At 51.8% G+C, this 9,266-nt stretch carries 3 protein-coding genes and 2 pseudogenes; 3 read left to right on the top strand and 2 right to left on the bottom strand.

Going from position 1 to position 9,266, the window contains the following annotated elements; genetic code table 11:
- Both AC2215_RS03710 and AC2215_RS03705 read right to left on the bottom strand, forming a co-directional pair.
- Window positions 1-141, bottom strand: a pseudogene (locus AC2215_RS03710) (photosystem II q(b) protein); the annotation flags it as partial.
- 274 nt (window positions 142-415) lie between these two features.
- Complete coding sequence (locus AC2215_RS03705; RefSeq protein WP_486808607.1) at window positions 416-3,355, bottom strand: CHAT domain-containing protein; 2,940 nt, start codon at window positions 3,353-3,355, stop codon at window positions 416-418.
- Between the two features lie 344 nt (window positions 3,356-3,699).
- On the opposite strand from AC2215_RS03705, the gene AC2215_RS03700 reads away from it, so the two are divergent.
- From AC2215_RS03700 to AC2215_RS03690, 3 genes and pseudogenes are all read left to right on the top strand, one after another.
- Window positions 3,700-7,113: a two-partner secretion domain-containing protein gene (locus tag AC2215_RS03700; RefSeq protein WP_486808606.1), complete on the top strand. Its 3,414-nt coding sequence runs from the start codon at window positions 3,700-3,702 to the stop codon at window positions 7,111-7,113.
- Window positions 7,114-7,402: 289 nt separating this feature from the next.
- A complete protein-coding gene (locus AC2215_RS03695) occupies window positions 7,403-7,834 on the top strand; it encodes a DNA-binding protein (protein WP_486808605.1) in 432 nt (143 codons plus the stop codon).
- Between the two features lie 68 nt (window positions 7,835-7,902).
- Window positions 7,903-9,266, top strand: a pseudogene (locus tag AC2215_RS03690) (hypothetical protein); the annotation flags it as partial.

Raw genomic sequence — 9,266 nt, 5'->3', positions numbered from 1 at the left:
GCAAATGGTGGCGGTTAGCAAGCAAGGAATCATCAACACGCCGAACCAACCGACGTAAATCCGGTTTTCGGTGGAGGTGATCCAGTTGCAGAACCGATCCCACACGGAAGCGCTTTCGCGCTGCTGAATGGTGGTGGTCATAATTGCAATGGTATTTATTTTTCAAGGTTCTTGAAGAACAGGCGTTGTCCGCTTGCCTTCTGAAACTATATTAACCACATTATTTTTTTTTGTAAACAAAAAATTGATTTTGTGAAGGCATTACTCTCATAACTTTTACTTATGAAAATACAAAATCGGAATTCACCATAATACTGAAGCCCTGATTGGGCATGGCGTGAGACCGATTCTATTCATGAGGAAATCTAGCCCGAAGTGTAACAAACCGTAAAGATATCGATCTTTCCCAAGCCACCTACTGCCAGTTTCCGACTAAGACAAATGCCCCCCATTGCCCGGGGTGCTGAAATTGGGTATTCTCTCCATCGAGCAAACTGAGCTGGGCATTCCGCAGGGCCTGGGCTTTACTAATGCCAGAGGTTTTCAGCTCTTGGTAAAATTGCGTCATCAGTTGGGCCGTAGACGCATCGCCAACAGCCCATAACGATGCCACGGTACTCCGTGCCCCCGCCCGCACGGCGACTCCCGCTAGCCCCAGTGCGGCCCGATCGTCCCCGAGGGCGGTTTCGCAAGCACTGAGCACCAACAGTTCGATCGCCGTTTTGCGTCCATCGCGCGATTGCAGGAGGCGGTTGAGGGCATCGACTCGAATGAGTGCATCATTGGCGAGGATATAGGTTTCTTGGGCATTCGAACTAAACTGACCGTGGGTTGCCAGGTGAACGATCGCCGAAGCCGTGGCGGCAATATTATTTTGCAAGCTAATTGTCGTAAACGTTTCGTTGAGTAGCTGTTGGCTGGGAACGATGCCGGCAATCTGACGTAACTCCCGCTCCACTCCGTCTAAATCTTGAAAATTCAGTTCTTGGGCATAGGCCGGCATCTGACTCAATCCGGCCGCGAGCGTCGTCAACCCAACCTCTTGAATGGGGTTAACACTCAGCAGTTGCAATCCCGGTGTCAGGGCGATCGCATAATCTTCGATGAGATACTTCTGGCCATCGTGCAATACTGACATCGGCAGGTTTCGCAACACCCCATCGAGTACAAAGACGAGTGTTTCCACTTGAGTGGCGGCGAGTTCGTCTTCGATCGGGCGTACCAACCAATCGTACATTTGCTGAAATGCTTCTAGGGACGGTTCGCGATTGTTGCCAACATCGTCCTCAAATACCGCCACGATCGCCTGACCTCGCGTATTGTTCTGCACCTTCAAAACAGTATCGTCGAGGGTATTGGAATCGATTTGGGTTGTTACATGAACCAGAGTGGGTTCGACCTCATCCGTCTCATCCTTTGTCGAGTTTTGAGTCGAATCTGGCACTGCTGCAATCACTTCAAGCCGATCGCCGATAACGATCGAGTAAATCACTGCCGCATTGGGATCGACCTCATCAATTTCTTTGGGCTTGGCATCGATGCAGGCTTCGCGGAAAAAGTTATCTAACTCGGCCAGTTGCAGTGCTTCGATAGTATCGCGAGCGAGTTTGAGATTGTCTTGAGAGATCTGTTCTCCATCTTCCCGTTGCAGCAACACATCGACAAACTCTCGATAGATGGGTTCGATACTGTCCCGGAAGGAAAACTGTAAATCCGGCGAGATAGCCGCTAAATCCCCGCGCAGGGTTTGCAAGGTTGCCACCGCTTGAGAGTAGGCAGCGATCGTTTCTTCCCGTTTGTTTTGCACCTTCAGCACCTGACCTAACTGCCACTGCCACTGATAGGAAATCGACGATGCTCGCACCGCTTGAGAACGTTTGAGGGCCAATTCCGTCACCTCTTGAGCGATCGCGAACTGTCCCGTCAATTGGTAGAGTTTGCCCAAAGTGCCCAAGGCAAAGGATTCGACTCGAAGATCCTTCAAGCTGCCGGCTTCCCCAACGGCTTCTTGTAGTAATCGAGCGATATCTGCTGAGGAGACTTCACCCATCCCAGAGGAATTAGACTGGAAAATATCGATCGCACTTTGCGCCAGATTCACCCGCGCGTTTGCAGAAAATCGCCCCGGTGTCAGCCTCCCAATTTGTGTCTGAAGTTCCGGTATCAGTTCCCGAGTTTTTTCCCACTCCCCATCTTCTATATACAGCCGCAGCGTATTGAGTTGGGCATCGATACAGGTTTGGGGGTCAACTCCCGACTCACCCGTCGCGTTGATACAAGTTTGGGGGGTGATTCCCGATCGACTCGCCGCACTCTGATATTTCGAGAGTGCTCGATCGAGTTGCTCGAGATAGCGTTGGTTATAGTATTCCCGATTTCTTTGGGAACGATTGTTGTCGGGGCTATCTTCCCTGAAGCGATCGCGCGACTCTTTTGCCCGTTGCGCCAGAGATTGAGCGGTATTCCCCAAACTCAACTGGGCTTTTGCTTGCAGTTCGGGTAAGTTCAACCGAGTGGCGATTTCTAAACTCTCTGATAAAACCTCGCTGGCATTGAGATTTTCTTCATCGTCGTCTGGATCGTCATTGGATGCTTGAGAGGTTGTCGTTGCATTTTCTGATACTTCGACGGGTGCGATCGTCTCGTCAGGATTCTGAGTCTCTTCTATTTCTGGGGGTTCGGGGCGTTCCAACTTCCCCACCACTCGCAGGGTGTTGCCCAATCCCAATAAGGTTTGAGCTTTGAGTGCTGAATCGGGGCGATCGCGCAAAGCGTCTTCCACCTGGGCGAGAACCTTGAGTGCTCGTCGGTAGAAACCCATCGCTTGCAATGCCTGAGCTTGGTTGATTTGGCTGGAAAATCGACCCGCATCGTCGTCGAGAGTCTCATACATCCGAGCCGCCTGTTTCCAAGTCTCCAAAGCCACGTCTGCCTGTCCGGTTGCCAATTCCAATTGGGCGCGAACCTGCAAAATTTGGGCAAAAATCGGGTCGGCGTTACCTTCCACAGACTCCAACGCTTCGAGACTGGTGGAGATCGCCCCTTGCGCTTGACTCCATTGTCCCAATTGCTGGTATGCCAGAGACAGATTGCTCGAAGCAATGGCGCGAGCGCGGTGATTTCCGGCGGCGGCAAAGGTATCTGCAGCCTGTTGGAGGATGTCGGCCGCTTCTGCGAACTGACCGGCTTCGTACAGTCTCCGGCTTTGCCGCACTCGTTCGTGGGAGGCGAGGAAGATTTCCCCCTCGAAGGTGGGTTGGGTACCGACGACGGCTCCACTTGCCCGATCGCTCCACCCCCAACTCATTAATATCGATAGCGGTAGCAGTACCCAACTCCAGGCTAACGATTTCATTGCCCTCGCACCTCTGCATTGCCAATAAATTTAACTATAACGTCAGTTCGGGATATGGGGTGTGGGATATGGGGTGTAGGGTGTGGGGGAGAGCGCGCTCCTTGCAATCTCGTTCCATTCCCATGCTCGATTCTCCTGCATGAGACGCTTCGCGAACGCATCGATTCTAAAAAGCATTCCCTTGCCATATGGCGAGCGCAAAAATATTGCACATTGCATGCTACAGCTAAAATATGTTGAGGTGCGGGTTGCTTGCGACATAACATCAATTCTTGAGTTCGATCGAATTTTGAATCTTTCGAGGGGTCTTTGAGATGGAAGAACCTCGAGCGCTCCATTTTTCGATGAAACAAAATCTTATTCGAGTTTCGATCGCCAGTAGCTTGTGGTGTTTGGCGATCGCTCAACCGATCGCTGCCCAAATTGTTCCCGATGGCACCTTACCCATCCATTCAACAGTGACCCCCAATGGAAATATTCTCACCATTGAAGGCGGAACGGCTGCTGGGACAAATCTCTTTCACAGTTTCCAAGACTTTTCCCTGCGGGCGGGTTACGAGGCATTTTTTAACAATGCCATCACCATCGAAAACGTCATTACTCGCGTGACGGGGGAAAATATCTCCCAGATTGACGGACTCATCCGCGCCAACGGTGTCGCCAATTTGTTTTTGGTCAATCCCAACGGTATTGCCTTCGGTCCCAATGCCCGGTTGGATATTGGGGGGTCGTTTGTGGGTAGCAGTGCCGATCGGGTGCTGTTTGAAGATGGCAGTTTTTACGATACCCGTTCTGGTGTTGGTACGGAGGCATCGCCTCTACTGACGGTAAGCGTTCCGGTGGGATTGCAATTCGGCTCGAATCGGGCGGGGGCGATCGTCAATGGGGGCAATTTACGAGTTGCACCGCAGCAAGATTTAACTCTGATGGGGGGAACGGTGGTGAGTACTGGGGAACTGGCCGCACCGGATGGCGAAGTGATGCTTTCAACGATGTTGAGTTCGGACATCGATCGAACGATTCCCCCAGATTTAGCGCAGTTTATCCAGGGTGGGAGCGAACTGGGGTTAACGGTGACCGGCGATCGAGTCGAACTCACAGAATCGGGTGAAGCGATCGCCTCGGGAGATATTGCCGTTAGTCATGTGGCAGCCGGGACGGCAACCCTCAACGGAGCTGGCAATTTAATCCTGGGGGAAATTATCGCCCAAGGAGGACCCCTCGATTTCTCCGCGACGGGGGATATCACCGTGACGAGTGTGATTCGATCGGGGGGTGGAGATATTCAATTGGAGAGTGGCGGGACGATCGATACTCGATCGGGCGAACTCAATTCCAGCTTGGACGATCGTCGGGGTGGTGCCATTGTTTTCAGGGCTGATGGCGATATCTCGAGCGCGAGTCTGATTTCTGGAGGGGGAGATATTCAATTAGAGAGTGGCGGCAGCATCGATACTCGCTCGGGGCAACTGGAGAGTAATCCAATCCTTTCGATGTCCGAGCCGGACGGTGTTACCCCAGGAGGTGCGATCGTGTTAATCGCAGATGGGGACATCTGGACAGATAATCTCCGATCGAGAGGTGGAGACATTCGCATCGAGAGTGGCGCTACCATCGATACTCGATCGGGACAACTGCAGAGTTATCCACTTTCCGAGACGGACGATATTACCCCAGGTGGTGCGATCGTGTTAATCGCCCATGGGGACATCTTGACAGATGGTCTGTTTTCTCGCGGTGGAGACATTCACATTGAGAGTGGTGGCAGCATCGATACGAGCAACCGCGATCGAACTGATAGGGTCGGGGGTACAGGACTCAATACTCAGGTCTTTAACGATCGGGTTAATGCGGGTTCGGTGTTTTTGAGAGCCGATGGCGATATTCGCATCGATCGAATCACCGTCCGTGGAGGGGTTGAAGGTGGTTCGGTCGATCTGAGAGCCAATGGCAATATTCAGTTAGGTGAAATTAGAACCTTTGGAGATCGAGTTTCAGGAGATGTCACCATCGTTAGCGGACTCGATTTATTTTTAGTTGAGGGCATAATCATCACAAGTCTATCTTCAGCCGACAGAGGATTCAACCCAGTTTCATCTTTTTCGGGTACCGGAGGAGAGATTCATCTAACGGCTCGAAATGTTTTTTTAGATGGAGCTGTGATTTTCTCCGGAGTGGGAGTCCCAGGAGCAAGTGCCGGCAACGTGACGATAACGGCGACGGAATCCGTCGATTTGAGGGGAATGACCCAAGTTACTCAAGACAGGGTGGGGGAAGGTCGCGGACCCAGTTTAATCTCGACGGGTAGCCTCCAAAATTCTGGGGATATCACCATCAATACCGAACGATTGAGATTGCAAGATGGGGCTCTAATTGCGACGGTCACAGTCCTCGGAGGTCAGGGAGGACAGTTGACGGTTAATGCCACGGAATCTGTCGAACTCTTCGGTCCCGCCACGGATTTAACCCTTATTAGTGGTTTGTTTACAGATGCTTTCGGTGCGGGTGTCGCCGGGAATTTGGTGGTCAATACAAACCGATTAATTGTGCGAGATGGTGCAGCTCTCTCGGCTTCAGCATTTTCTGTAGATTTAGGGAATGTCGCTCGATTTCTCGATCTAGATCTGAGCGGTCAGGGGGGTAATATCATCGTCAATGCAACGGAGTCCGTTGAAATTCGCGGTACTTCGATCGACGGATTTCCCAGCGGCTTGTACAATCAAACCTTTGGCAGCGGGAATGCCGGCAATATTGAAGTCAATACCGCCGAGTTAACTGTCAGTGAGGGCGGGCAGATTACTGTTTCTGCTCGTACCGTTGACGAGACCCGCGTTCCGTTTGCCGTTGAAGGCTTTTTTGAGATTTTTGGCACATTGCGCGATAACGAAATCGAAGACGTGGGACAGTTCCTCGAAGTTGCTCCGGGAGCAACGATTACTCAAACCCTAGAAAAAATTTCTGAAGAACTTGCCCAGCGGCTGCGTAATGCCCAGGTGACGGGAAATGCGGGCGATATCGAGATTGGGACGGAGCTGCTGCAACTCGACGGTGGCAGTGGCATTATCGCCATTACTAATGCCAGCGAAGGGGGCAATATCACTCTCGATGTCCGAGACCAATTGCGATTGCGCCGTAACAGCCAGGTTTCGACCACCGCAGGGATTTTGGCCGCCAGTGGCAATGGGGGGAATATAAACATCGACACTCCCCTGCTGGTGGCGATTCCCCGCGAAAATAGCGATATCTCTGCCAATGCCTTTGAGGGAAATGGCGGCAACGTCAATATCGCCGCCCAAGGTATCTTCGGCACTGAATTTCGGCAGGGGGAAACCACCCTCAGCGATATTACCGCCAGTTCCCAATTCGGAACCGATGGAACGGTGACCATCGATCTACCCGATGTCGATCCCGCATCTGGGTTAATCGACTTGCCTGTCGAAGTGGTCGATCCCACCAGTTTAGTGGACGAACGCTGTCGATTCGATCGGTTGGAAGGCAGCGAATTTATCAATACCGGCAGTGGGGGACGACCTCCGAGTCCCACAGACCCCCTCACCAGCAGCCGAGGTTGGATCGATCCCCTCGTTGCCAATATCTCATCGGAGCTGGCAGCCAAAAACGATATCGAGACCGATCCACTGGTGGAAGCTCAAGGTTGGATCGTCAACGACGACGGTCAGATCGAACTGGTGGTGGAAGCTCCCACGGTGACACCCTATGGCTCTGAAGCTCACCCGCGTCCCTGTCAAAATGGATAAGCTATCACTGTATGTATGGCAGAGGGGGAGACAAGGGGACAAGGGGACAAGGGGGAGTAAAACTCTTGAAATCTCGTTGACCCTTGACGGAAGGGCATCCATTATGAAACAACATAAAAAACGTCAGTTCGGGTTAAGAGTCGATTTTTAACTGCCTCAACGAGAGAATGCAGGTTTGAGACCGACAAATGCTGAAAATCAGTAACGGCAGAATCAGGGATTCAGCTTATCCCGAACTCACGTTAAAAAAGTTCTAAATCTCTACCTGTTACTATTGCGGTAACGAAATATGTTAAAGATTGTCGGTACAATACAAGCTGCCAAGACTTTAAATATCTCCACTGCTCGATTGCGAGTTCTCCTTAAAGCCGGTCGAGTCAAAGGGGCTTACAAAACGGGTAAAGTCTGGCTGATGCCTCTGTTTAACGGTCAAGTCATCATCGAGAAATGCGATCGCGGCCCCAAGCCCAAATGGGATAAGCAAAAAGTACCCACCAAAACCATCGTTCACGTCAACTCCCACAAAATTAAGCACAATTGCAATCACCAAGACCGACAGCCCGTGATTACCGCCAAGAAGGGAAGCCGCAATATCTACGGGCATCGGGTGGAAATCCCCGGAGCCTGTCAGGTTGTGTACTCTCCGGATAAACCACTCCCTTGTGGTGCCAAGGTGTGGATTGAAAGTCTCTATGATGTAAAGGTCATTTCTTGGGATTGATAGAAGAAGCTCCAGGGCAATATAGCGTTTGCCGGTTGGAGCGATTTCTGGAGATTGGGGCAAAAAGAATGGTGAAATATAGATTGCTGGTGCCGATCGCCGCTGTTGTGTGGGGATTGGGAATATTGACAAATACACCGACATATGCTGGCAACTCTTTCTTGCTGTCCCGAACGAGCGATCGAGAAGAACGAGAAGAAGCCGCATCTCTTACCCTGCGAGGACACGAACAATTAGCCGTAGGAGAGGCTCGGGCCGCATTAGAAACTTGGCAGGCAGCTTACGACATCTATACTCATCTGGGCGATCGAGACGGGATGACCGGCAGCCTCATCAACCAAAGCCTCGCCTTGCAAGCACTGGGTCGAACGCGCCGGGCGTGTAAAATTTTGCTCGATGCGTTGGACGTTACAGACCGTGACTGGTGCGAACCTTTTCCAGAAGCAGAAATGGTCCTGCCAGAATTGATGACATCATCCATCAACGCCATTGGATTGCGGCATTTGGGGGATGTTCTTGTCTCGATCGGACATTTAGAGCGATCGGAGTTGGCACTGACTCGCAGTTTGGAAATCGCGCGGGGGTTGAACGCCACCCCAGAGATCGAGGCGGCTTGGCTGAGTTTGGGCAATACCCATGCAGCGCAGTATCGGCAACAGCGGAACCTGTTCGATCGCACGAGAAATAGCGACGATTTCGCTCGGGCGATCGAAGCCGTCCAAAAAGCCCTGAATGCCTATGAAAAAGCCGATGATAATCTTGGGGCATCCGTTGGCATTCGAGCCAAACTCAATCGTCTCAGTCTTCTGTTAAACGTCAGCCGTTGGTTAGACAGTGTTCCCGACCCCATTGGGGCAACATTCGAGCCAACCTGGCGCGATGTTCGCGATCGCGTTTCTCCCTTACGCATTTCTCCCTTAGTCGAAATATTACTCGAAGCGCCATTTTCCACCGCCCTCACCCCCATTGAAGCCATTTACGCTCGCTTGAATTTTGCCCGCAGCCTCAGCCAGTGGCAACAGAACCCGCAAGCCATTGAGTATGCCAGCGACGCACTCGAGCAAGCAAACGACTTAGGCAACCCTCGGGCGAAAGCCTATGCCTTAGGAATCTTGGGAGAATTGTACGAGCAGGAAAAGAACTTCGCTCTCGCCCTGGAACTCACCCAATCCGCTACAGCGATCGCCCAATCGATCCGAGCCTGGGATATCGCCTATCAATGGCAGTATCAGTTAGGACGAATTTATCGACAACTTGAGGAATACACCCCACACCCGACACCCCTTGACAGGTATAGCAACCGTCAGGGCGGTTTAGGCATCGTGAAGGTGAGCTTTCTTGAGCAGGCAATCGCGGTGAGTAGGGGGAGAGAAGAAAATGCGAGCCTTGAGCTTGATTTCTCGAGTGTCCTAACCGCCTTGGCGACGGCTAT

The sequence above is a fragment of the Zarconia sp. genome, from assembly GCF_057467645.1.
The sequence above is the reverse complement of the archived record's forward strand: the minus strand, read 5'-3'. Positions and strand labels throughout refer to the sequence as shown.

Coding starts and splice junctions, on each gene's coding strand:
- AC2215_RS03695 (WP_486808605.1), top strand. CDS start 7,403: ATGTTAAAGATTGTCGGTACAATACAAGCTGCCAAGACTTTAAATATC.
- AC2215_RS03700 (WP_486808606.1), top strand. CDS start 3,700: ATGAAACAAAATCTTATTCGAGTTTCGATCGCCAGTAGCTTGTGGTGT.
- AC2215_RS03705 (WP_486808607.1), bottom strand. CDS start 3,355: ATGAAATCGTTAGCCTGGAGTTGGGTACTGCTACCGCTATCGATATTA.